Here is a 21,658-nt window from a genome sequence, read left to right as displayed (position 1 = left end):
GAGCGTGGTCACAGTCCGGCCCCCTTGCCACGGCGGATGAGCCAGACGAAGACGGGCGCACCCACGAGTGCGGTCATAATGCCGGCCGGGACCTCGCCGGGAAGCAGCACAACGCGGCCGATGATGTCCGCGCCGAGCAAAAGTGCCGGCGCGAGGACCAGGGAGAACGGCAGGATCCAGCGGTAGTCGGGGCCGGTGAGTGAGCGGACCGCGTGCGGAATGACCAGGCCAACAAAGCCGATGGGCCCTGCCAAGGCCGTCGCGGAGCCGCACAGCAGCACGATGCCCAGGGCGGTGACTCCCCGGCTCAGGCCCACACGCTGGCCCAGGCCGCGGGCGATGTCATCACCCAACGCGAGGCTGTTGAGGATGCGGCCGGTGCCCAGAATTATGAGTGCCCCGACGGCCAGGAACGGGAGGCCCGGGAGCACCACCGCCCAGTCGCGGCCGGAGATTCCGCCCACCTGCCAGAACCGGAAGCGGTCCAGGGTGTCCTGGCTGGAGACGAGAATGACGCTCATCAGGGAATAGAGCCCGGCGCTGAGCGCGGCGCCGGCGAGGGCGAGCTTGACCGGCGTCGCACCCTCCCTGCCCATGGACGCGACGACGTAGACGACGACGGCGGCGGCTCCGGCGCCAATAAAAGCGAACCAGATGTAGCCGCTCAGGGAGGTGACGCCGAAAAGGTAGATGCCGGTGACCACGGCCAGCGCGGCGCCGGCATTGACGCCCATGATGCCTGGGTCTGCCAGCGGGTTGCGGGCAACGCCCTGCATGGCGGCGCCAGCCAGGCCCAGGGCGCCGCCAACGAGGATGCCGAGGACGGTGCGCGGGATGCGTGCGTGGACCACGGCGTGGTCCCCGTTGGCGGGATCGAACTGGGCGAGCGCCTGCCACACGGTGGTCAGGGAAAGGCCCCGGGCGCCTATGGCCAGGGAAGCGGCGGCCAACAAAGAAAGTACGACGACGGCGGCCAGCAGCCAGGCAACCTGCCTGGTTCTGGCCTTCCCGCCGGTGCGGGCCAATCGACGGGCGCTGGCCAATCGACCGGCGCGAACGGACACTTGGGGCCCTCGTTGCGACCCGATCGAGGCCGCAACTGTCCGTTCGCGCTGTCCGGCGGGTGCCGCCGTCGTACTTTCCGTCATGGAACGGTGCTTACTTCACTGCATCCGCGGCGGTGGCGAGCTGCGGGAGGAACGTGTCCAGCGCCCACGGCAGGCTCAGCGGCGAGGAGGCCGAGATTGCCAGGACCAGGCTCTTGTCCGCGTCGGCAACGAACGCGCCGTTCTTGACGGCCGGAATCTGGCCCAGCAGGGGGTCGCTCTTGACGGCCGCGGCGGTGGCGGTATCCTCAACCGAGCTCAGGAAGATATCGGCCTCAAGTTCGTTGGCTTTCTCGGCGGCCCACGGCACGAAGAAGTCCTTGGAGCCGGCTGAAGCCTTCTCGGCGACCGGGGCCAGCTTCATCCCGATAGCTGAGAGGAACTTCGGACGGTTGTCATTGGCGGTGTAGAAGCCCGTGGCAGTGAGGTCCGAGGGATCGGTGTAACCGTAGACGAAGCTCTTGCCGGCGATCTGCGGGTACTTGGCAGCTTCCGTCTTGACGGTGGCCTCGGTATCGGCGATGAGCTTGGTAGCCTCAGCCTCCTTGCCCAGGGCCTTGCCGATGATGGAGGTTGAATCCTGCCACGAAGTTCCGTAGGCAACCTCGGGGTGCGCCACCACGGGGGCGATCTCGCTGAGCTTCTTGTAGTCCTCTTCGGTCAGGCCGGAGTAGGCGGCCAGGATGACGTCCGGGGTGAGCTTGGCGATCTCGGTGAAGTTGATGCCGTCGGCCTCGGAGAACTGGACCGGAGCCTTGTCGGAACCGAAGCTCGCGCCGAGATCCTTCAGCGCCGCGTCCTTCCAGGGCGTGGAGCCCTGCTCGTTGCCGCCCCACTCGTTCTTGGGGACGCCCACCGGGACCACTCCGAGGGCGATCGCAACGTCGTCGTTGACCCAGGAGACGGTGACGACGCGCTTGGGCTGTTCCTTGACGGTGGCTTCACCGAAGACGTGCTTGATGGTGACCGGGAACTGCGAGCTGCTGGAGCTGGACGAAGTGGCGTCCGATGAGGAGGACGCGGGTCCCGTGGCGCAAGCGGAGAGGGTGAGTGCCGCTGCGGCCAGAACGGCCGTTGCCTTGCCGGCTGACTTGAACAGCGTGCGGCGGGTGGCACTCGGGCCGGAGAAGAAGGGGGAAGTCACGGAACTCCTTAGGTGAATGAAGCGAACCTAAGTAAGGCTAGCCTACCCTCCGCTGCATTACGCAAGGTTTGCGTAGCTTAATTGCCCTACGTGACGAAGCACACAGCCCGCCACCCCGACGCTCTCTCACTTAACGCAGAAAAACACCAACGCTCTCTCACTTTCCTCAACAAAGTGAGAGAGCGTTGGTAAAAAACCCGAATTAAGTGAGAGAGCGTCCGGGTCAGCGGAGCACGATGTCCACCGGGTTCGCCTCGGACCGCCACTGACCTTCCGCGCCGGGACTGGGCCGGATCACCGGGGCGGTGAGCACGCCGGACCGGTTGGTGCGCTTGTCCCGCAGGATCTCCGTCACGGAGCCCAGGTGCCGGGACAGGTCGATCACGTTCTCCGGGGCGGCCAGCAGCAGCTGGAATCCGAACTCGTGCAGCGCCTTGATCCCGGCGCCGGCGAACTCCTCCGACGCCAGCACAAACGCCTCGTCCATCATCACGGTGCCGTACGTGGTGAACCCCTGCTCGGCGATGCCCAGCTGGTAGCTCAGCGCCGCTGCCATGATGAACGCGGTGAAACGCTGCCGCTCGCCGCCGGACATGGAGCCGGTGTCCGCGTGCATGTAAACGTCGGTCCGCTTGCCGCCGGACTTCCTGGCGCTCTTGCCGCCTGACGGCGAACCGGTCACCTCACGGTGCTCCTTGCACTGGATGAACAGGTGCCCGCGGACATCCAGCACTTCGGCGCGCCAGCGCCGGTCTTCCGGGGTGGGCGAGCCGAGCCGCTTTACGAGCGTTTCGAGGGTCTTGTACCGGGCGGTGAGCTCGGCGTCGTCGCCTCCCCCGCTTTCCGGGCCGGATCCGGCGCGGGCGGGCCGAGTGTGCCGGGCCTTCAGCGCGTTCTGGATAGCGTCCTTGAATTGCTTGGCCGTGGCCGGCAGGGTCTGCTTGATGTCCAGTTCCAGGAAGCTGCCCTCATGGAAGTTGACCTCGGACAGGATGCCGTTGAGCGGCAGGATGCGGCTGGTGATGGACCGCCGCTCCTCGTCCAGCAGGTGTAGCAGCGTGCTGAACGATTCGTGCGTGCGCTGGTTGAAGAATTGCCGGAACTCGGACTCCTGGGCGGGCAGGCCGTCGCTGATGATGGCGTGGTAGCGGCCTTCGAACTCCCCTGCCGCACCGATGGAGGTGCCGTGGTCCGCGGAGATCGCGGAGCCCCACTCGCGCACAAAGCCCTCGAAGATCCGGGTCAGCCGCTCGGAGGTTGACTGCCCGCGCGTCTCGGCGGCGTGCAGCTCCCCGAGCAGCGCCGTCCGGACGCGGTTGGCCAGGTTGTCCAGCTCATGCATCTCGCTGACGTCGCCGAAGTCGGTGAAGTACGGTTCCAGCGCAGTGACGGTGGCGTCCGACGGCGGCGTCTGCTCCAGGCGGGCACGCGCGGCTTCCAGCAGCGAATCGGCGGCGCTCATTTGCCGGTCCAGAGCCTTGTATTCGCTCTGCAGGACTGCTGCGGCTTCAGTGCTGGCCTGGTGTTTCTGCCGCGCCGTTTCGATGTTGGCCCGCAGCGGTTCCAGGTCGGCCTGGGCCGCGAGGGCATCCTTGAGCCGCTGTTCAATCCGGGTGAGTTCATCGGCGGCGACGGCAGCGGACACCTGTTCCCAGGGCCGGTGGTCCTCCGCGATTCGTCGGAGGGCATCGAGCTGCCGGCTCATGCCCTGATGCGACTCTTCACGGCTCTGGGCCAGCTCGGCGGCCTTGGCGAGCTCCTGCTGCAGGTCCTCCACCTGGGCGGCCACGAGTTCCAGCTTGGCGGCGTTGTCGAACCCGAGCACGTAGTCCTGGCGGCTGGTGAAACGGTCGTCCTTCTCCACCGTGTGCCGATTGCGTTTGACCACACCTCCCAGGCTCAGGCCCTTGTCCAGGGTGGCCAGCTCGTCGGGGTCCTCGACGCACGGGTAGGCGAAATCGAGGGCGATCCGCTCCCGGATCCATTCCCCGGCGTCCGCCACCGCGCCGCTGGCGAGGATATCCAGCTTGGTGAGGAAGTCGCCGTCGCGCACGTCCTCCACGGCCAGCGCGCCGCCCGCGAGCGGCTTGGACACGTCCACCGCGCGCAGGGCGCCACGGACTTTGTTGTCGTTCAGGTAGCGGGTGACTGCGGCGAAATGTTCGCCGGGGACCAGCAACGTGGTGGCGAGGTTCCGGAGCGCGCGCTCCGCGGCGGGCCGCCACTGTTCCTCCCCTTCGGCGAGGTCCATCAGCTCGCCGCCGAACGGCATCCGGTCCTCAGGAACGCCGGTGGCCGCAGCGATTGCCGCCCGGTTTTCAATGCTCGACGGCGGCAGCAGGGACTTGCGCGTCTTCAGCGACAGCAGCTCCTGCTGGGCCGCCGCCAGCTCACGCTTTTTGGTGGCGTGGCCGTCGAAGGCTTCGAAGCGGAGCTCCTGCAGGGCCTGGGAGTCGTCCTTGAGCTCGGCCGACCTGACGGCAGCCTGCTCGTGGGCCTGTTCCCAACCTTCAGCGGTCCACTCCAGCTGCAGGCCGGCGTCGGAAAGGGCCTTGCGGGCCGCTTCCTCCACCTGTTCGCGGAGCCGCAGACCCACCTTGGCGTTGTCCAGCGACTGCTCGATCGCGGAGATCGCGTTGCCGCCCTGGTTGTTGTAATCGGTCTCCAGCTGGCGCAGTTCCTTGGCCAGCCCGTCGCGGACCGAGCGTTCCGCGCCCAGCTCCTTGGCTTTCGCCTGGGCCAGCTCCTTGAACCGGGCCAGTGTTTTCTGGTGCACTGTGACGGCGAGCTGCTGCTTATAGGCTTCGAACTCCTCGCCCGACAGCTCACGGAGCCGGTTCGCGTCCAGGAGCGACTGCGCGTATTCCTTGTTCAGGCCGGGCACGGGGGCCAGCTGGTCCCGCTGCTGCCGCACGTCCTCCAGCCGCTGCCGGATGGACATGAGGTTGCTGAATTCCTCCACCACGTCATCGGCCGCGGCGAGGGTAGCGGGGGCGTCCAGGACCTGGTCGCGGAAGAAGGTATTGACGCTGCCGCCCAGGCCCTTGCCGGCCTGGATCACGCGCAGCAGGGGCAGAGCCTGGTCCGAACTGATGCCGAGGAGCCGGCGGAAACGCTCCGCGAAGGCCTTGTGGACATCGAAGATCTGGGCGTCCGGGAAGATGGTCTCCAGCGCAGCCTTGGTGAAGCGCTTGTCCGCGATGTCCTCGATGGCCGGCAGGTCCAGCGGCTTGCTGTCGATCACGTAGAAACGCCCAACGCTGGACTCCGTGCCGTTTTTGGGCAGGTCGAACAGTGCGGACACCGTGATGCGGGTGCCCGCGGCGTTATCAAACGTCAGGGCGACGGCGGACCAGGTGGCACCGGGTCGCTGGAACGCACTGGCCGAGCCTTCGCCAACGGCCTTGTCGCCCACCTTGCCGCGCATGTACGTGAAGGTGGTCCTCTTGTCCTCCACAGCACCGCCGGCACGCTGGGCCGCGGCCTCGTTGGAGCGCGGCCGGGCATCGAATACGCGCAGCATGGCGTCAAACAGCGTGGACTTGCCCACGCCCGAGTTGCCCGTCAGCAGGGTTCCGTTCCGGTCCACGTGCATCGTGTGCGCCCCGTGGAACGTGCCCCAGTTGACCACCTGCACCAAGGCGAGGCGCATCTGGCCGGGGTTCGTGAGCTCGCCCATCGGCAGCATGGTTGCGATGCTCACTTGGCTTCCTCCGTTTCGGTGGTCGAGGCAACCGCGCCGTCGCCGTCTCCACCGTCGTCATCTGCGGAACTGTCGCCGTCGAGCTCTATCAGTGCTTCTGTGCCTGTGGGGTCTGCGGTGGCTGCTACCAGGGCTTCGATTTGGGCGGGGATGTCGCCGATGTTTTCGAAGGGGAGGGCAAGCGGGAGAGCGTTGGAGATGGTGTAGACGTCGTCCAGGCCGGTGGTGAGGAGCAGTTGGCGGGCCAGGAGCTTGGTGATGGCCCGGGTGACCACGTCCGAATCCCGCAGCGCGTCCTGCTGGCCGGCGGGCTGGTAGTGGGCCACGAGGTCGGCGATTTCCTCACGGGTGATGGTGGCATCGGTCTGGGCGGTGACGTGGCGGTCCAGCAGCATCCGCAGGCGGAGCAGCACGATGGTCTCCACCCGGCTCAGCGCACGCTGTTGGCGCAGAATGCTCGACCGGCTGCTGCCGCCGATGGCCTCAGGATCCACCGGGCGAAGGACGGCGATCTTGCGCTCGTGGTCCAGCTGCAGGGTCAGGAACAGCTCGGACAGGCGGCTGCGCAGGATGATCTGGTTGTCCAGCAGCGTGGTCCACAGTTTCTCGTCGCGGCCGCCGTCGACGTACGGGCCCTTGAGCAGCTTGACCAGCGCCTGACGCACCTTCATCGGGAGAACGCCGGTGTCGCCGGGAAACAGGGCCGCGCCGTCCACAAACGTGTCCCGGGGCGTGACTCCGGCGCCCCGGGTGATTGAGCTCATCGAAATCCCGGGGGTCTCGGTCTCGCTCCCCATCTGCCCCCTAACCTCGCTAGCTCGGCCAGGGAACCCTGCAGGCGTGGCCCCAGGCTCGACCACCAGTGGTGCCGCCGTCGTAAATTCTTCAGTCATCGTCAATCCTTCTTGAGGGTGACCACCGGCAGGTACGCCGTGCGGGTGGTGCCGTCGATCTGTTCGTAGTCCAGGCCATCCCAGGCGTCGCGGTCAAAGGCCGCGCCTTCCTGGAGGGCGTGCGAGAGGAGTGCGCGGATGGAGTTGATGTGCTGTTCCTCCGGCGGCAGCTGGACCCAGGCCTCGGCCAGGGTGGACGCGCCGGCCACGGCGGCCCGGATAGCGTCGGGACGTGCTTTGCCCGTCCTCGGCGAGCGCACGCGGTCTGAGTCGCTGAAGGCGATGGGGTCAGCCAGCTTGGGCGGGACGGCGAACTCGTCAGGGTCGTAGAGCTTGACCATGGCCAGCGATTCGAACCCGGCGTTGAACAGCACCGGACCGCGGACCAGTCCCGGCCGTTCGCGTTCATACGGCAAGGACCTGATGGCCTGCTCGGCCTCCCGCAGGACCTTCCGGAGACGGACGGACTGGCGGAAGTCGTCGCTCTGGACGTAGGTGTTCAGGCTTTCGCTGAGCTTGCCGTAAATCCGCTGGATCTGGCTGTGCTGGTGGCGGAGCTCGGCCACCAGGTTCTTGAGCGTTTCCCGGTCCTCCGGCGAAAGGTCGTCGGCGAACTGCCGGCTGAGGACTTCGCCGATCGCCGAGCGGAACCGGACCTGCTGCTGCGGGTCTTCCAGGAACGCTGTGAAGGAGCGGAAGGTCCTGCCCTCGGGGCTCTGCCGCAGCCGCTTGTCGGCGTCGAGCACCTGCGCCATGGTGGCACCCTTGCTCAGCGACTCCTCGATGATCTGGTTGCGCAGCTCGCCCACCAGTTCCTCGATGCGGTCGCGCATCTTTTTGTAGTCGGCGGGCAGGCTGGCGGCCAGGTCCAGGATGTTCCCGGCGGCTTCCACCGCTTCGTCGTCGTCCAGCAGGCCGTCAAAGTCGCCGGAGCTGATGTCCCGGATCAGCTGCTGCCGTTCCCCGATCTCGTCCTCCAAGGATTCCAGCCGGGCACTCTGGTCCGGATTGGTCTCATTGGCCAGCTTCTCCACGTCGCCCAGGAGCGTGCCCAGCCGGGAACCGTTCAGCGTGGACCGCTCGCTGGAGAGGCTGTCCAGGAAGGCGAGCACGCGGGCGGCCGGCTCGGTCACCTCGTAAACGATCTGCCCCGACTGGTTCCGGCGCGTCAGGAAGTGCTTTCGTGTCCACTCGTCCGCGTAGTTCCTGCCGGACGACGTGCCGATGACGGCACCACCCGGCCCGGACTCCTGGCGCCGGAGCTGCTCAAGGAAGGAGTCGACGTCGGCGTGGAACTCCTCGAGCGGAAGCTGCGGACGGGTGCGGGTAAAGGATGCCTGCAGCACCGCGATCACCCAGGGCGCCGAGCGCGTCAGGGCCCAGGCGGGTCCCTTTGTGAGGATTTCGAGGTCCCGGAGCCGGGCACTGATCGCGTCAGCGGATGACCTGGCGGAGGGGGGCACGCACTCTCCTTCAGCTGCTGGGGGATGGTTGGGCAGCGCGGATAGCGAAAACTGCCAACTACAAGGTTAACGCAGGCCCCGCGACCGAATAATCGTTGTACCTTGCTGGCCGCGGGACCACACTGTTCAGATCACCTGAGAGGAGTTTGTCATGGGTGAAAAAGCTGCACTGATCACCGGCCTGGCGGCTGCGGCCGTGATTCTGGGTGGCGCGACAGTGGCGGTCGCTGCGAGCACGCGGACCAGCGGAGATCAGCCCTTGAGCAAGATCGGGGTCAACGTCGACCGGTCGGTGCCGGTGTCCACCGTCCCGGGGACCGAACGGGACGAGGAATCCAATCCGGCACCACTTAACACTGCGGACCGGGACCAGGCCGCGAACGCCGCATTGGCCAAGGTGGGCCAGGGCAGTGTCATCGAGGTGGAGCGGGAAAATGACGGGAACGTTGCGTACGAGGTTGAAGTCAGGCTGGACAACGGTTCCCAGGTTGAAGTGGGGCTCGGCGCCGACTTCGCGGTCCTGAACCAGGCCGCCCCGGAGTTCGACGACGACTAAAGGCAAGCGCGGACAGTGACTTCCGCGACCGCTCCGTGACCTACGTCCCGGTAGCATTGCGATCCCGCATCAACCCGCCGTGACGGCGGGGCAGGTCTGGCTGGGACGCCTAAGCACCCCCTACGCTCATGCTACTGATCTCAACCGAAGCAACGGCGCAGCAGGGGGAACAATGCAGTTCGACTTAAGTGCAGTGGAGACGGCCACCATGGTGTTCATCGGAACCCTGGTGTTTGCCCTGGTTCTGGTGGGTTTCGTCCTGACAGCGGGCTTCCTGGCCCTGGTCATGGTTGGCGTGGGCAAGCTCGCCTGGTTCCTCGCCTACACGACGCTGCTGACGGTGGTCCACGGGATCAACCACGGCTGGGACAGGCTGGTCCACCACGCCTCCACCGGATCCCCGGGGGACTTCCAGGGCCAGCCATCCCCTAGCACTGGAAGCTACCCGCGGGTAATGTTGAGAGACAGCTGAAGGGTTCTCCAACCCGGCGGATCCATGGCTTGAACCGGCCATCCCGGTCAGAGGAGATACCCATGAGCTTCGCCACTGACAGTCCCGCCACGAACCCACCTGCCACCGACGTTCCTGCCACGGATGCCCCTGACGCGGAAGTCCCCGTCGCCTCGGCCAATATCGGGCCCGAAGCCACCGCGGCGGACGCCCGGGCACTTGCTGAGGCCTCCCGCGAACTCGACTGGGACCGGCCCAGCTTCGCCAAGGGACTCTACCTGGGGAATTTCGACCTCAGCCTCATCCACCCCTGGCCGAAAGCGAACGCCGATGACGTGGAACGCGGTGAGGCCTTCATGGAGCGCCTCACCACGTACGCCCGCACCATGTCCGGGCGCGTGATCGAACGCGATGCGCGGATCCCGGACGAGTACCTCCAGGGCCTGGCGGGCCTGGGCGTCTTTGGTATGAAAATCCCGCAGGAGTACGGCGGACTCGGCTTGTCCCTGGTCTACTACGGCCGGGCCCTGGCGCTGCTCGGCAGCGTCCACCCGAGCATTGGCGCCCTGATCTCCGCGCACCAGTCCATCGGCGTCCCCGAGCCCGTGAAGGTCTTTGGCACGCCGGACCAGAAACGCGAGTACCTGCCGCGCTGCGCCGCCGGCGCCATCACGGCTTTCCTCCTGACGGAACCGGACGTGGGCAGCGATCCCGCCCGGATGGGCAGCACCGCCGTTCCCACGGACGACGGCGGGAGTTACGTCCTGGACGGCGTGAAACTTTGGACCACCAACGGTGTGATCGCCGAGCTGGTGGTGGTGATGGCCGTGGTGCCGGCCCACACCGATGCGGACGGCACCGAACATAAGGGCGGCATCAGCGCCTTTGTGGTGGAAATGGACTCCCCCGGCATCACCGTGGAGAACCGCAACACGTTTATGGGGCTGCGTGGGATCGAAAACGGCGTCACCCGCTTCCACCAGGTGCGGGTGCCTGCGGCAAACAGGCTGGGCCGCGAGGGCCAGGGCCTGAAGATCGCCCTCACCACGCTGAACACGGGCCGGCTTTCCCTGCCGGCGTTGTGCGTCGCGTCCGGCCGCTGGAGCCTGAAGATCGCCCGGGAATGGTCCAACGCCCGCACGCAGTGGGGCCAGCCGGTGGGCAAGCACGAGGCCGTGGGCAAGAAGATCGCCTTCATCGCCGCGTCCGCCTTCGCCCTGGACGCCGTCTTCGAACTGTCCGCGGAACTCGCCGACGCCGGGCAGAAGGACGTGCGGATCGAGGCTGCCCTGGCCAAGCTGTGGTCCTCCGAGATCAGCTACCGGATCGCCGACGAACTGGTCCAGATCCGCGGCGGCCGTGGCTTCGAGACGGCGGAGTCCTTGGAAGCCCGGGGAGAACGCGCGGTTCCGGCCGAGCAGCAGCTGCGCGACCTCCGGATCAACCGGATCTTCGAGGGCTCCTCGGAGATCATGAAACTCCTCATCGCCCGGGAAGCCGTGGACGCCCACCTGGCCGCCGCGGGCGACCTTGCGTCCGTGGACGCGAGCCTCCAGGACAAGGCGAGGGCCGCCGTCGGGGCTTCAGGTTTTTATGCCCGCTGGCTGCCCAAACTGGTGGCCGGCGCCGGAATGGATCCCCGGTCGTACAGCGACTTCGGCAGGCTGGCCAAGCAGCTGCGCTTCGTGGAGCGGTCCTCGCGCCGGCTGGCCCGCCAGACGTTCTACGGCATGGGGCGCTGGCAGGCGAAGCTGGAGTACAAGCAGGCGTTCCTGGGCCGGGTTGTGGACATCGGCGCCGAGCTGTTCGCCATGGCCGCATGCTGTTCACGGGCCGAAATGATCCTTCGCACCACGCCGGAACATGCCGCCAGCGCCTACGAACTGGCAGAGGCATATTGCGAGCAGGCCCGCGTCCGGATTGACGAGTACTTTGACCAGCTGTGGCGGAACACGGACGACGGCGACCATATCCTCTCGCGCAAGGTCCTGGCCGGGGAATACACCTGGCTTGAGGCGGGCGTACTGGATCCGTCGGAGGGCACCGGCCCGTGGATCGCCGATGCCACGCCGGGGGCGTCCACCAAGGAAAACCTGCACCGGCAGTACCGCTAGCAACTCATAAGCATCCTTGTTATCGCTGGTCACCAGTGGTTGAGTTGACCCATGAGCAACCAAAGGGATCCAGAGGACAGAGTTCCGCCGACGACGCGGAACAAGAATCTACGGAATGAAACTGCTCGTGATCACTCCTTCGCCAGTGGCGAGCCCACGCGCGCCTTCGATCAGACGCCGGCGCCCTATGCCGAGCAGGGCTATGCCCCGGCAGGCCAAGCGCCGGTGGCCGACGCTTCGGTGCTGGATCCCCGCCTTACGGATCCGCGCCTGACCGACCAGCAGACGGCCGTAGCCAGGGAGAAGGAACAGTTCGGCGGCATCAAAGTGGGCTCGGCCTTTTTCGGCTGGCTCGCTGCCACCGGCATGGCCGTCCTGCTCACAGCGTTTGTGGCCGCAGCCGGAACCGCGGTGGGCCTGGCGAACAACACCGACGTGAACGAGGCCGTCAACCAAGTGACGACGAACGGCGCCGTGGGGCTGGTGGGCATCATCGTCCTGCTGGTGATCCTGTTCGTCTCCTACTACTCCGGCGGCTACGTTGCCGGCCGGATGGCACGGTTCAACGGTGCCCGGCAGGGGTTTATGGTATGGATCTGGGCGCTGATCGCCGCGGTTGTGATTGCCCTGCTGGGCATCATCGCCGGCCAGCAGTTCAACGTCCTGGCCAACCTGAACAGCTTCCCCCGGATCCCCATCAACGAAGGCGAACTGACGCTCACCAGCATCATTGCCGCCGTTGTGGTGGCCCTGGTTGCGCTGGTGGGTGCCGTCCTAGGCGGCCTGGCGGGCATGCACTTCCACCGCAAGGTGGACCGCGCCGGCTTCACCCCGGACGAAACGTACAGCGGGGCCTAGGCGAGCATCACGGCGTCGACGTAGTACCAGCGGCGGTTCTCCCGGACAAAGCGGCTGGTCTCGTGGTGGACGCCGCGTTCGCCGTCGTGCCGGAAGTGGGCCTTGAACTCCACGGTCCCTTCCGTATCCAGAGGGCCGCCGCGGCTCGTGGAGAGGATATCCAGCCGGCGCCACTCCATGGCCGGGTCCAGCTCCAGATCCGAAGGCGCGGTAACCGGGTGCCAGGTTTTCCGGAGGTATTCGGCGTCCAGCAGGACAAATGCGCTGTAGCGGGAGCGCATCAGCTGCTCCGCCGTGGCTGCTTCGGCCCCGCCATTGTGGAAGCGCCCGCAGCAGTCCGCGTAGGTCTCGCCGGACAGGCAAACGCACGGGCCGGCGGTGCTCGGATTCTCGGGCATGGTGCTCCTGTCGCGGTTGTCCGGACCGCTTTCCGGCGGCCTCGTGGGTCCCTTCCGACTATAGGCCGCAGCCGGTGTGGTCATATCCGGTAACAGCTTCGAAACAACCTCGGACGAACCCCGCCCGGGAGCGGCAGGACCGAAAAATAGTCCGTAAGGTGGAGGAGGGCTGTTGCCCGTGGTGTTGAGTGCCGGGACGGACTCCGCCGCCGGCAGAGAGGAGAGATGACGTGGGAGATTCAACGACGATCGCTCTCAACCTGACTTTTTTCGGCACGCTCGGCCTGGCGCTCCTGATGTTCCTGGGCCTGTTCCTGCTGGTTGTCATCACCCTGCTGCTTGCCGGCGTCGGGCGGCTGTTTGTGCTGACCGTCATGGCCCTCTTGGGACGGCTCCCCAAAAACGAAACCCTCCCCCTGGTCCGCCTGACCGGGGAGTCCGTGCCGCCGTCGGGCGCCCCCGTTGAAACGCACGACGACGGCGCTGCCGCCTCCACTGGCGGCAAGATTGCTCTGCGCGACTGGCGCAAGGTCCTGCGGGACGGCCGCACCTTCCTGAAACCGTCCGGACTCCGGCCCCGCTTCCACGATGCGGTGGAGCACCACCCGCTGCTCACCGCCGCCCGCAAGGAACCCCCGGTGCTCGCCGAGGACTGGGCTGCCGCGGTGGCCGAAGCGGATGCCCGGGCCATGGCGCGCGCCCGGGCCGCCGCCCCCGAAATCAAGATCTCGGTCCGCGATCTTCCCGGCCCCTCCGTTCCCGCAGCGAAGGTGGAAGCGGTGGCTCCGTTGGTGGAGTCGGCGCTGCACCAGGACAACCCTGCGCGGGACAATTCCGACCGCGACCCCAGCCGTGAGAGCGCCGGCCTTGGGGCCGCCCGCTCCTTCACGAAGCCGCCCGCCCCCGCGCCCCTGTCCCTGCTGGACACCGGCTCGCTGGTGTCGTTGTCCGGCCACGCGAACGTCCTCAAGGCAAAGCTGCCTGCCGACCGGAGCTGAGGACCGTGCGGCTCCCGGGCCGTCACAAACCGTCACTGCCCCGGCCCGCGTTACCCCGTGCTAAGAAAAGCGAAGCACCATGGCGCTGTCCTGCAGCACAGCGTCGAATTTGTGTAGCGTCGTGACGATCCACAGCAATCCGCGTGGAAAATCGACTGTGAGGAGCCGGGGAATGAGCCTCAGCGAACTTCGTGTGTTCGGGCGGTCCGGCACGCCCGTCAGCCCGCTCACACTGGGCACCATGAACTTTGGCGAAGGGCCGGGCGGCGCGGCCGGCGGCCCCCAGGCAGGCGGCGCCCCCACCGGCGCGGATGAAAGCATCCGCATCATCCAGAGCGCCCTCGACTCCGGCATCACCGCGGTGGACACCGCCGACGTGTACTCCCAGGGGGAGTCCGAACAGGTGGTGGGCCGCGCGCTCCGCGGCCGCCGCGACGACGTCTTCCTGGCCACCAAGTTCCACGGGCAGATGAGCGCCAACCCGGCCCACTCGGGGAACTCCCGGCGCTGGATCATGCAGGCGGTGGAGGGCAGCCTTCGCCGGCTGCAGACGGACCGGATCGATCTGTACCAGGCGCACCGGCCGGACTACAACACCGACGTGCTCGAGACCATCACCGCCCTGAACGACCTCATCCGGCAGGGAAAGATCCTCTACTACGGCACCTCGGTGTTCACCCCGGCGCAGCTCGTGGAGGCCCAGTGGCTGGCCACCACCAACCACCTGATCCCGCCCGTAGCCAACCAGGTCCCCTATTCGATGCTGGTCCGCGGCAACGAACGCGATGTCCTGCCCATTGCGCAGCAGTACGGCCTGGGTGTACTCGCCTACGGTCCGCTGGCCGGGGGCTGGTTGTCCGGCGAGTTTGTCCTCGATGCCGGCAAACCGCCAACCCGAGTCCATTCACTTCCGGGACGCTACGACATTTCGGGGCCTTCCAGCGAACGGAAGCTGCTTGCTGCGGACGCGCTGGCCCGGCTGGCCGACAAGCTGGAGATCTCGCTCGTGGAACTGTCCATCGGGTTCGCGCTGAACCATCCCGCCGTCAGCAGTGTGATCATCGGCCCGCGCACCGAAGACCATCTCAAGGCGTATCTCACGGCAGCGGACACACTTCTGGGCGAGTCCGTGCTGGATGCGATCGACGAACTGGTGCCGCCCGGGACCAACTTCGTGGAGCGCGACGCCGGGGCGATAGTGCCTTCCCTGGAGTACGCGGAACTCCGCCGCCGCTGATCGCGGGGCCGCCGCACCGCCGTCGTACGTTGCGGAAAGCCCTTTCCCTCAATAACTATCTCCGCTAGCGTGGAAACCATGGAATTCAGATACCTCGGAAACAGCGGCCTTAAAGTCTCGGAAATCACGTTCGGCAACTGGCTGACGCACGGCTCGCAGGTGGAGAACGACGTCGCCACCCAGTGCGTACGGGCAGCGCTCGACGCCGGCATCAGCACGTTCGACACGGCGGATGTCTACGCGAACACCGCTGCGGAAACCGTCCTCGGCGAGGCGCTGAAGGGCGAACGCCGCGAGTCGCTGGAAATCTTCACCAAGGTCTACGGCCCCACCGGCCCCAAGGGCAAAAACGATGTGGGACTCTCCCGCAAGCACATCATGGAGTCGATCAACGGCTCACTCAGCCGGCTCCAGACGGACTATGTGGACCTCTACCAGGCCCACCGCTACGACTTCGAGACGCCGCTGGAAGAGACCATGCAGGCGTTCGCGGACATTGTGAGGCAGGGCAAGGCGCTGTACATCGGCGTCAGCGAATGGACCGCCGACCAGCTCCGCGACGGCCACGAACTGTCCAAGGAACTGGGTTTCCAGCTGATCTCCAACCAGCCCCAGTACTCCATGCTGTGGCGCGTCATTGAGTCCGAGGTGGTGCCGGCGTCCGAAGAACTGGGCATGTCCCAGATTGTCTGGTCCCCCATGGCGCAGGGCGTGCTGAGCGGCAAGTACCTGCCCGGCCAGCCAGCACCTGCGGGCAGCCGCGCCACTGATGACAAGGGCGGCGCCCGGATGATCGAGCGCTGGATGCGTGACGACGTCCTCGCCGGCGTCCAGGACCTCAAGCCGATCGCAGCGGAAGCAGGGCTCTCCATGCCCCAACTCGCGGTTGCCTGGGTGCTGCAGAACCCGAACGTTGCCTCCGCCATCGTGGGCGCGTCCCGCCCTGGGCAGCTCGCGGACACTGTGGCCGCGGCTGGCGTGACACTGGAGCCGGAGACCATGAAGAAGATCGACGACGTCATCGGCCCTCTCGCGGAACGCGATCCGGCGCAGACCAAGTCCCCCGCCACGCGCGAAGCCTAGGAGCCCCTCTCCTGGAGTTCTTGTCCAGATAATGGCCGGAAACGCACGGGATGGCCCCATTATCTGGACAAAAACTCCGGGCTGGGCCTGTGCTCCTGAAGGCTCAGCATCCCTCGAAGTCCGTGAGCACCTTGACCTTGTCCGCCGAAGCAGAGCTCGGATCAAATGTGTAGCCGATCCATTCGCCGGCCAGCCTGCTGGCCAGTTCCACGCCCACAACCCGCTGCCCCATGGTGAGGACCTGGCAGCCGTTGGACAGGACGGACCGCTCCACCGAGAAGGAATCGTGGGCCGTGGTGGCGCGGATTCCGTCCACCTTGTTGGCGGCTATGGCCACGCCGATTCCCGTGCCGCAGAACAGAATGGCACGGTCGGCATGCCCGTCGCGGATCAGCTCTCCCGCCGCGATGCCCACGTACGGGTAGGGCCTGACGAAGTCCTCCGGTGCGTCGCTCCGGTTGACCCCGATGTCGATGATTTCACTGATCCTCGGATCGGCCTGCAGGTCGGCCAGGATGCGGTTTTTGTAGTCGACGCCGGCCTCATCGGCGCCCAGGACCAGGCGCAGTCCCGGCGTTGCTGTGGGGGTTGCTGGATCCGTGGTCATGAAAGCGCCCTTGCGGTCTGGTTGGATGTGATGGGTGATTGGCTGGAGCCGGACTGGCCAGAATCCGCCAGAAACGGCCCCATGACCGTGAAAATCATGGCGAGGGATGTGGCTCCGGGGTCTGGCGTGCCCAGGCTCTTCTCCGCCAGTGGCCGCGCCCGTCCCTTCAGCGGGCGGAGTGCGGCCGTGGCCTCGGCCGCAGCCACCGCGTCATGGGCCGCGGAAGCCCAAGCCTGACGCGGTTCTGCACCCTCCTGCACCAGCCGGGTGAAGGCTTCCGTGAACGGCAGGAGCGCATCCACCATGGTCTTGTCGCCCGGTCCGGCCTTCCCCAGGTCAGTGATTCTGGCAGCGAAGGCGCTCATGCCGGCCGCCAGCTCCTCGGCGCCAGGGATCCGCTGGTTCCCCAGCGATTCGCCCAACGCCCGCAGCCCCGCGCCCCATAGAACCCCGGAGGTGCCGCCGGCCTTGTCTGCCCAGGCGTCACCGGCGGCGATCAGGACCGAGCCCGCCCCGGCACCCCGGGTACCCGCCGCGGCACCTGCTGTGGCGGCGGCGTCGATCCCGCGGACCATTCCTCGGCCGTGGTCGCCGTCGCCGGCAACGGCATCGAGGTCGCCCAGCCGCGACTCGGCCGCATGCAGCGATCGGCGGACGGCTTCGAGCGCAGCCACGCACTGGACAGCGTAGGTGCGGGAGTCGGCGTCGGCCTCGAATGGCACGTCGGCGGTCCCGGCGTCGGACGTTTCCTGGCCGGAGGCGTCCCCTGACTGGACGACGGCAGTTCCCCGGCGGTAGGCAGGGGTTTCCGCGGGCGCCGTCCAGAGCGGTTCCAGCTCCTCGTCCAGCCAGGTGATGGTGAGGGAGACGCCGGACATGTCGAGGCTGGTGACGAGCTCCCCCACCTCGGGCATCACCAGGGTGTAGCCGGCGTCGCGGAGGAGCGGGGCCACGGTCAGCCAGAGGACAAAGAGCTCCTCGTGCTTTGTGGACCCCAGCCCGTTGAGGATCACTGCAAGCCGGTCACCGGCACCGGGCGGGGTTTCGGCCAGCAGCCGGGACACAAATTCCTGGCCGAGTTCCTTGGCGGACGGCAAATCGGTGTCGAACAGGCCGGGCTCGCCGTGGATTCCCAGGCCGAGGCCCATCTGCTTGTCCTGGAGCGTAAACAGCGGCGTGTCGGCGCCGGGGAACGTGCAGCCATGGAAAGCACTGCCGATGGTCCGCGTCAGGCTGTTGGCCTTCCGGCCCAGGCGGACGACGTCGGCCAGGTCAGCGCCCGCTTCAGCTGCGGCGCCCATGATCTTGAAAACCGTGAAGTCACCGGCGATGCCGCGGCGTTTGTCGGATTCCGACGGCGGCGCGCTGGCGATGTCGTCCGTGACCAGGACGTTTTCAACCTGGATCCCTTCGGCGGCGAGGCGTTCGCTGGCCATGCCGAAGTTCATCACGTCCCCGGCGTAGTTGCCGTAGGTGAAGACAACGCCGGCGCCCGAATCAGCGGACTTGGCCACGGCGTAGGCCTGCTGCGCCGAAGGCGACGTGAAGATGTTGCCCACCACGGCGCCGTCGGCCAGTCCGGTGCCGATCAGCCCGGCGAACGCCGGGTAGTGTCCGGAACCGCCGCCGGCGAGGACCGCCACCTTGGGCGAGGCGGGGCGGTGGCGCCGCACGGCGCCGCCGGGGACCTGGCGAACCAGCCCGGAATGGACGTCGCAGAATCCGGCAAGGGCCTCTTCTGCGAATTCGGAGGGATTGTTGAAAATCTTGGTCATAGTGGGCTCTCTGACGTGGACTTAGTCTTCTGGGTGGAGCGCTGTTAGTGGATGTGGCTTCCGCCGTTGATGTCGATGGTGGTTCCGGTGAGGTACGCGGATTCCTCGGAGGACAGGAACGTGATGACGGCCGCGATCTCTTCGGTGGTGGCGTTACGGCCCAGCGGAATGCCGGCGTTGATGGCGGCTTCCTGCTCGTCCGTGCTGCCCACGCGGATGTTGGTGTCCACGGCGCCGGGAGTGATGGCGTTAACGGTGACGCCGGTGGCGCCGATTTCCCGGGCCAACGCCTTGGTGAGGCCCAGGATCGCGGCCTTGGCTGCTGAGTAGGGGACCTTGCCGAACACGCCGCCGCCGCGCTGTGCGGAGACCGAGGACATGTTGACGATCCGGCCCCAGCCGTTGGCGATCATGTCCGGCAGGAACGCCTTGGTGACCAGGTAGGTTCCGGTGGCGTTGACATCCATCACCTTGTGCCAGAGGTCCAGCGTGGTCTCCAGGAACGGGACCGGGGAGGTGATGCCGGCGATGTTGGCGAGGGCTCCGACCGGGGGCAGGATGCCAGCAGTAATCTCCGCCTTGACTGCTGCGTAGGCGGTGTTGACGGAGCCTTCGTTGGCGACGTCGATCTCGTGGCCGAAGGCAGGCACGTTGAACTCGTTGCCGATGTCGGCGGCGACCTTGGCGGACTTCTCGCCGTCGAGGTCCAGGATCACCACCGCCCAGCCTTGGCTGGCGTAGCGGCGGGCGGTGGTGATGCCGATGCCGCGGTCCGAGGTTGCCCCGGTGAGGACGGCGGTGCGTTGGATGGTGGTGGTCATGATGCTCCTTGGGTGGGTGATGTGCCTGTTGGTGGAATCGATTGCTCCATAAGCGCCGTTTTGAGGGTCCCAAAGGGCGTCTACGGAGCAATCGATGGTCAGAGAAGGTCGGTGATGTAGCTGGCCGCTTTGGCGGCGACAGCGGGACGTTCGTCGTGCGTGACGTCGCGGGTTTCGAGCTCGAGGGAGAAATGGCCCGTGTAGCCGCCGGCCGCCAGCGCACGCAGCCCCGCGGCGAAGTCCGCGTTGCCGTTGCCGATGCTGAGGTTGATGTTGCCCGGCACCGCATCACGGAGATGGACGTGGGAAATCCGGCCCTGGTGGCGTTCGAGGTACTCCAGCGGATCTTCGCCGGCGGCGACGATGTGGCTGAAGTCCATGACAATTCCGACGCCGGTACCCGCCAGCCGCCGGGCAAGCAGTTCCGCGCGTTCAAGGTTCCAGCAGAACCGCAGGAAGTGGAGGGATTCGGTCCAGAGTTCGACGCCGAACTCCGCTGCACGCTGCCCGGCGTGGATGAGTTGGGCCGCAATTTCGTCCAGGTCCTCGTCAAGGCTCCGGACCGGTTCGTGGCTCAGCGCTCCGCAGGGGAGGACCAGCGCTTTCGCGCCGGTGTTGGCCGTGAGGGTGAGCAGCGCCTCCAGGTGCCGTTCGCGGGCAGCATGCTGGCGGGCGTCGAGCACTGCGTTGAGGTCGCCGATATCTCCGTTGACGGAACGGACCCGCAGCCCGGAAGCGGCAACTTCCGCAGTCACAGCGGTGACGGCCGCGTCATCGAGGTTGTACGGGACGTGGTCGCACACCCCCGGGAGGGCGCCGAGGTCGATCTCTTCGAAGCCCAGGCCGCTGATGGTACGCAGGGCGGCCCGCAGGTCCTGATGCCTGAAGCTGATGGACGAGCAGCCGAGTCGTGAGTTGAACATCGTCGTTGATCCTCTGAACGAGCGGGTGGTGATGTGAATCACTGTAAATTAATTCATTGTCAACAGTCAACCTCCAACATTGACTGTTGACAATGAAGCATGACCCGGGTCACACTGGCATATCATTTGTTAACAGTCGACAGCGGTGGCGCGGAAGCGTTCCTGCTCTTCGAAAGGGAAAACAGCTATGAGCAATGAAGCTCTGAAAATGCGCGGCCACGTGCATGGCACAAAGGACGCAAAGCGCGTCGCAATCGGGTCCGGCGTTGGCGCCGTCATCGAGACGTATGACTTCATCGGCTTCGGCACCGCGGCTGCACTGTACTTCGGCGCGGCGTTCTTCCCCACCGGCGACCCGGTGACGGGCACGCTGGCAGCCTTCGCCACGCTTGGCGTCGGTTTCGCCGCCCGCCCGATCGGCGGCATCATCGGCGGGCACCTTGGCGACAAGGTGGGCCGCAAACCTGTCCTGGTGGCCTCCCTGATCCTCATGGGTGTGGCCACGTTCCTCATCGGGCTCCTGCCCACCTACGAGCAGGTTGGCCTGCTGGCCCCAGCCCTGCTGGTCTTCGTCCGCGTGGTCCAGGGCCTGGCCTTCGGCGCTGAATGGGGCGGCGCCATCCTGATGAGCTACGAGCACGCGCCCTGGAAGTCCAAGGGCAAGTACACCGGCATCGTCCAGGCCGGCTTCCCCGTGGGCCTGCTCCTGGCGAACCTTGTCTTCCTGGTCAGCGTGAACCTGGGCGGCGAACTCGCCTGGCGCGTCCCGTTCCTGGCCAGCATTGTGCTGGTGGCCGTCGGCCTGATCATCCGTTCGAAGGTCCCGGAATCACCAGTCTTCGACGAGGTCAAGGAGAGCGGCTCCATCGTCAAGTCCCCGATCATCGAGGTCATCAAGACGGACTGGCGCAGCATCGTCCGGGGCATCGGCCTCCGCATTGCCGAGACCGCCGGGTACGCCGTTTCCATCACCTACATGATTTCCTACCTGCACACCCAGCAGTTGGCAGACAAGACCCAGACCCTCGTGGCACTCTGCATCGCGTCTTTCATCGGCATCTTTGCCACCATGGCCTGGGCAAGGCTCACGGACAGGATCGGCCGCCGCCCCCTGTACATCTGGTCCACAGCCTTCGCCGTGCTGTTCGGCATCCCCATGTTCCTGCTGGTGAACACCGGAATGTTCATCTTCGTGATCGCCACCATTGTGATCTCCTACGCCGTCTGCCAGAACTCCCTTGCCGGCGCCCAGGGCCCATGGTTCCCCGAACTGTTCCAGGCCAAGACCCGCTCCTCCGGCGCCTCGCTGGCCTACCAGATCTCCGCCATGGTCTCGGGATTCACGCCCTTTGTCACCACGCTCCTGTTCGTTTCCCTGGGCTGGATGGGTCCTGCCGTCCTCTTCAGCTTCTACGCAGCCATCGGCCTGTGGGCGGCCCTTGTCACCCGGGAGACCTGGGGCAAGCGCGAACGGCAGCTGGCAGATGAGGCCACCAAAAGCACGCCGCAGTCAGTGAGCGTCTGATGA

At 66.5% G+C, this 21,658-nt stretch carries 18 protein-coding genes; 8 read left to right on the top strand and 10 right to left on the bottom strand.

Annotation, left to right across the window (positions count from 1 at the left end):
* Positions 1–8 precede the first annotated feature (8 nt).
* From ASG77_RS05345 to ASG77_RS05325, 5 genes are all read right to left on the bottom strand, one after another.
* Entirely contained in the window at positions 9–1,148 is a 1,140-nt protein-coding gene (locus tag ASG77_RS05345) for a FecCD family ABC transporter permease (RefSeq protein WP_082575855.1), read from the bottom strand.
* A 10-nt stretch (positions 1,149–1,158) separates the two neighbouring features.
* Positions 1,159–2,250 carry an iron-siderophore ABC transporter substrate-binding protein gene (locus ASG77_RS05340; protein WP_056342090.1) on the bottom strand — a complete coding sequence of 364 codons (1,092 nt, stop codon included), beginning with the start codon at positions 2,248–2,250 and terminating at the stop codon, positions 1,159–1,161.
* A 223-nt stretch (positions 2,251–2,473) separates the two neighbouring features.
* Complete coding sequence (locus tag ASG77_RS05335; protein WP_056342087.1) at positions 2,474–5,953, bottom strand: ATP-binding protein; 3,480 nt, start codon at positions 5,951–5,953, stop codon at positions 2,474–2,476.
* Positions 5,950–6,750 carry a DUF4194 domain-containing protein gene (locus tag ASG77_RS05330; protein ID WP_056342084.1) on the bottom strand — a complete coding sequence of 267 codons (801 nt, stop codon included), beginning with the start codon at positions 6,748–6,750 and terminating at the stop codon, positions 5,950–5,952. The genes ASG77_RS05335 and ASG77_RS05330 overlap by 4 nt, the downstream gene beginning before the upstream one ends.
* A gap of 98 nt (positions 6,751–6,848) precedes the next feature.
* On the bottom strand, positions 6,849–8,309 hold the full coding sequence (locus ASG77_RS05325) for a DUF3375 family protein (RefSeq protein ID WP_056342081.1): 1,461 nt from the start codon (positions 8,307–8,309) through the stop codon (positions 6,849–6,851).
* 151 nt (positions 8,310–8,460) lie between these two features.
* Between ASG77_RS05325 and ASG77_RS05320 the strand changes: the two genes are divergently transcribed.
* The 4 genes from ASG77_RS05320 (at position 8,461) to ASG77_RS05305 (ending at position 12,288) form a co-directional block, all read left to right on the top strand.
* Complete coding sequence (locus ASG77_RS05320; RefSeq protein WP_056342078.1) at positions 8,461–8,865, top strand: PepSY domain-containing protein; 405 nt, start codon at positions 8,461–8,463, stop codon at positions 8,863–8,865.
* A 172-nt stretch (positions 8,866–9,037) separates the two neighbouring features.
* Positions 9,038–9,337, top strand: a complete 300-nt coding sequence (locus tag ASG77_RS05315) for a hypothetical protein (RefSeq protein ID WP_056342075.1) — start codon at positions 9,038–9,040, stop codon at positions 9,335–9,337.
* Between the two features lie 62 nt (positions 9,338–9,399).
* Entirely contained in the window at positions 9,400–11,430 is a 2,031-nt protein-coding gene (locus tag ASG77_RS05310) for an acyl-CoA dehydrogenase family protein (RefSeq protein WP_056342072.1), read from the top strand.
* 51 nt (positions 11,431–11,481) lie between these two features.
* The gene (locus ASG77_RS05305; protein WP_056342069.1) at positions 11,482–12,288 is read left to right on the top strand and encodes a hypothetical protein; all 807 of its coding nucleotides are present in this window, start codon (positions 11,482–11,484) and stop codon (positions 12,286–12,288) included.
* On the opposite strand, the gene ASG77_RS05300 is transcribed toward ASG77_RS05305, so the two are convergent.
* Entirely contained in the window at positions 12,285–12,686 is a 402-nt protein-coding gene (locus ASG77_RS05300) for a YchJ family protein (RefSeq protein WP_056342066.1), read from the bottom strand. The genes ASG77_RS05305 and ASG77_RS05300 overlap by 4 nt on opposite strands.
* 230 nt (positions 12,687–12,916) lie before the next feature.
* Here ASG77_RS05300 and ASG77_RS05295 point away from each other — a divergent pair, with 230 nt between their 5' ends.
* The 3 genes from ASG77_RS05295 to ASG77_RS05285 all read left to right on the top strand — a co-directional run bounded on the left by ASG77_RS05295 (position 12,917) and on the right by ASG77_RS05285 (position 16,004).
* Entirely contained in the window at positions 12,917–13,684 is a 768-nt protein-coding gene (locus tag ASG77_RS05295) for a hypothetical protein (protein WP_056342063.1), read from the top strand.
* Between the two features lie 172 nt (positions 13,685–13,856).
* Positions 13,857–14,921 (top strand): aldo/keto reductase, encoded by a 1,065-nt coding sequence (locus tag ASG77_RS05290; RefSeq protein WP_056342059.1) that lies wholly within the window; start codon positions 13,857–13,859, stop codon positions 14,919–14,921.
* Positions 14,922–14,999: 78 nt separating this feature from the next.
* Positions 15,000–16,004, top strand: a complete 1,005-nt coding sequence (locus ASG77_RS05285; RefSeq protein WP_056342056.1) for an aldo/keto reductase family protein — start codon at positions 15,000–15,002, stop codon at positions 16,002–16,004.
* A gap of 103 nt (positions 16,005–16,107) precedes the next feature.
* Here ASG77_RS05285 and ASG77_RS05280 read toward each other — a convergent pair whose 3' ends face one another.
* The 4 genes from ASG77_RS05280 to ASG77_RS05265 form a co-directional block, all read right to left on the bottom strand.
* Positions 16,108–16,611, bottom strand: a complete 504-nt coding sequence (locus ASG77_RS05280) for an RpiB/LacA/LacB family sugar-phosphate isomerase (RefSeq protein ID WP_200950663.1) — start codon at positions 16,609–16,611, stop codon at positions 16,108–16,110.
* Positions 16,608–18,386, bottom strand: a complete 1,779-nt coding sequence (locus ASG77_RS05275) for a dihydroxyacetone kinase family protein (protein WP_056342052.1) — start codon at positions 18,384–18,386, stop codon at positions 16,608–16,610. The genes ASG77_RS05280 and ASG77_RS05275 overlap by 4 nt, the downstream gene beginning before the upstream one ends.
* A 44-nt stretch (positions 18,387–18,430) precedes the next feature.
* Positions 18,431–19,207, bottom strand: a complete 777-nt coding sequence (locus ASG77_RS05270; RefSeq protein WP_056342049.1) for an SDR family NAD(P)-dependent oxidoreductase — start codon at positions 19,205–19,207, stop codon at positions 18,431–18,433.
* Positions 19,208–19,305: 98 nt separating this feature from the next.
* On the bottom strand, positions 19,306–20,130 hold the full coding sequence (locus ASG77_RS05265) for a sugar phosphate isomerase/epimerase family protein (RefSeq protein ID WP_056342046.1): 825 nt from the start codon (positions 20,128–20,130) through the stop codon (positions 19,306–19,308).
* A 187-nt stretch (positions 20,131–20,317) separates the two neighbouring features.
* On the opposite strand from ASG77_RS05265, the gene ASG77_RS05260 reads away from it, so the two are divergent.
* Positions 20,318–21,655, top strand: coding sequence for an MFS transporter (locus ASG77_RS05260; protein WP_056342043.1), 1,338 nt, complete (start codon positions 20,318–20,320; stop codon positions 21,653–21,655).
* The last annotated feature ends 3 nt before the right edge of the window (positions 21,656–21,658 follow it).

Source organism: Arthrobacter sp. Soil762 (assembly GCF_001428335.1).
In the GTDB taxonomy this organism is placed as follows: domain Bacteria; phylum Actinomycetota; class Actinomycetes; order Actinomycetales; family Micrococcaceae; genus Arthrobacter.
The sequence above is the reverse complement of the archived record's forward strand: the minus strand, read 5'-3'. Positions and strand labels throughout refer to the sequence as shown.

What these genes read in the sequence shown, in the direction of transcription:
- ASG77_RS05345 (WP_082575855.1), bottom strand. Translation starts at nt 1,148, where the DNA reads ATGACGGAAAGTACGACGGCGGCACCCGCCGGACAGCGCGAACGGACA.
- ASG77_RS05330 (WP_056342084.1), bottom strand. Translation starts at nt 6,750, where the DNA reads ATGGGGAGCGAGACCGAGACCCCCGGGATTTCGATGAGCTCAATCACC.
- ASG77_RS05320 (WP_056342078.1), top strand. Translation starts at nt 8,461, where the DNA reads ATGGGTGAAAAAGCTGCACTGATCACCGGCCTGGCGGCTGCGGCCGTG.
- ASG77_RS05315 (WP_056342075.1), top strand. Translation starts at nt 9,038, where the DNA reads ATGCAGTTCGACTTAAGTGCAGTGGAGACGGCCACCATGGTGTTCATC.
- ASG77_RS05310 (WP_056342072.1), top strand. Translation starts at nt 9,400, where the DNA reads ATGAGCTTCGCCACTGACAGTCCCGCCACGAACCCACCTGCCACCGAC.
- ASG77_RS05305 (WP_056342069.1), top strand. Translation starts at nt 11,482, where the DNA reads ATGAGCAACCAAAGGGATCCAGAGGACAGAGTTCCGCCGACGACGCGG.
- ASG77_RS05300 (WP_056342066.1), bottom strand. Translation starts at nt 12,686, where the DNA reads ATGCCCGAGAATCCGAGCACCGCCGGCCCGTGCGTTTGCCTGTCCGGC.
- ASG77_RS05290 (WP_056342059.1), top strand. Translation starts at nt 13,857, where the DNA reads ATGAGCCTCAGCGAACTTCGTGTGTTCGGGCGGTCCGGCACGCCCGTC.
- ASG77_RS05285 (WP_056342056.1), top strand. Translation starts at nt 15,000, where the DNA reads ATGGAATTCAGATACCTCGGAAACAGCGGCCTTAAAGTCTCGGAAATC.
- ASG77_RS05280 (WP_200950663.1), bottom strand. Translation starts at nt 16,611, where the DNA reads ATGACCACGGATCCAGCAACCCCCACAGCAACGCCGGGACTGCGCCTG.
- ASG77_RS05275 (WP_056342052.1), bottom strand. Translation starts at nt 18,386, where the DNA reads ATGACCAAGATTTTCAACAATCCCTCCGAATTCGCAGAAGAGGCCCTT.
- ASG77_RS05270 (WP_056342049.1), bottom strand. Translation starts at nt 19,207, where the DNA reads ATGACCACCACCATCCAACGCACCGCCGTCCTCACCGGGGCAACCTCG.
- ASG77_RS05265 (WP_056342046.1), bottom strand. Translation starts at nt 20,130, where the DNA reads ATGTTCAACTCACGACTCGGCTGCTCGTCCATCAGCTTCAGGCATCAG.
- ASG77_RS05260 (WP_056342043.1), top strand. Translation starts at nt 20,318, where the DNA reads ATGAGCAATGAAGCTCTGAAAATGCGCGGCCACGTGCATGGCACAAAG.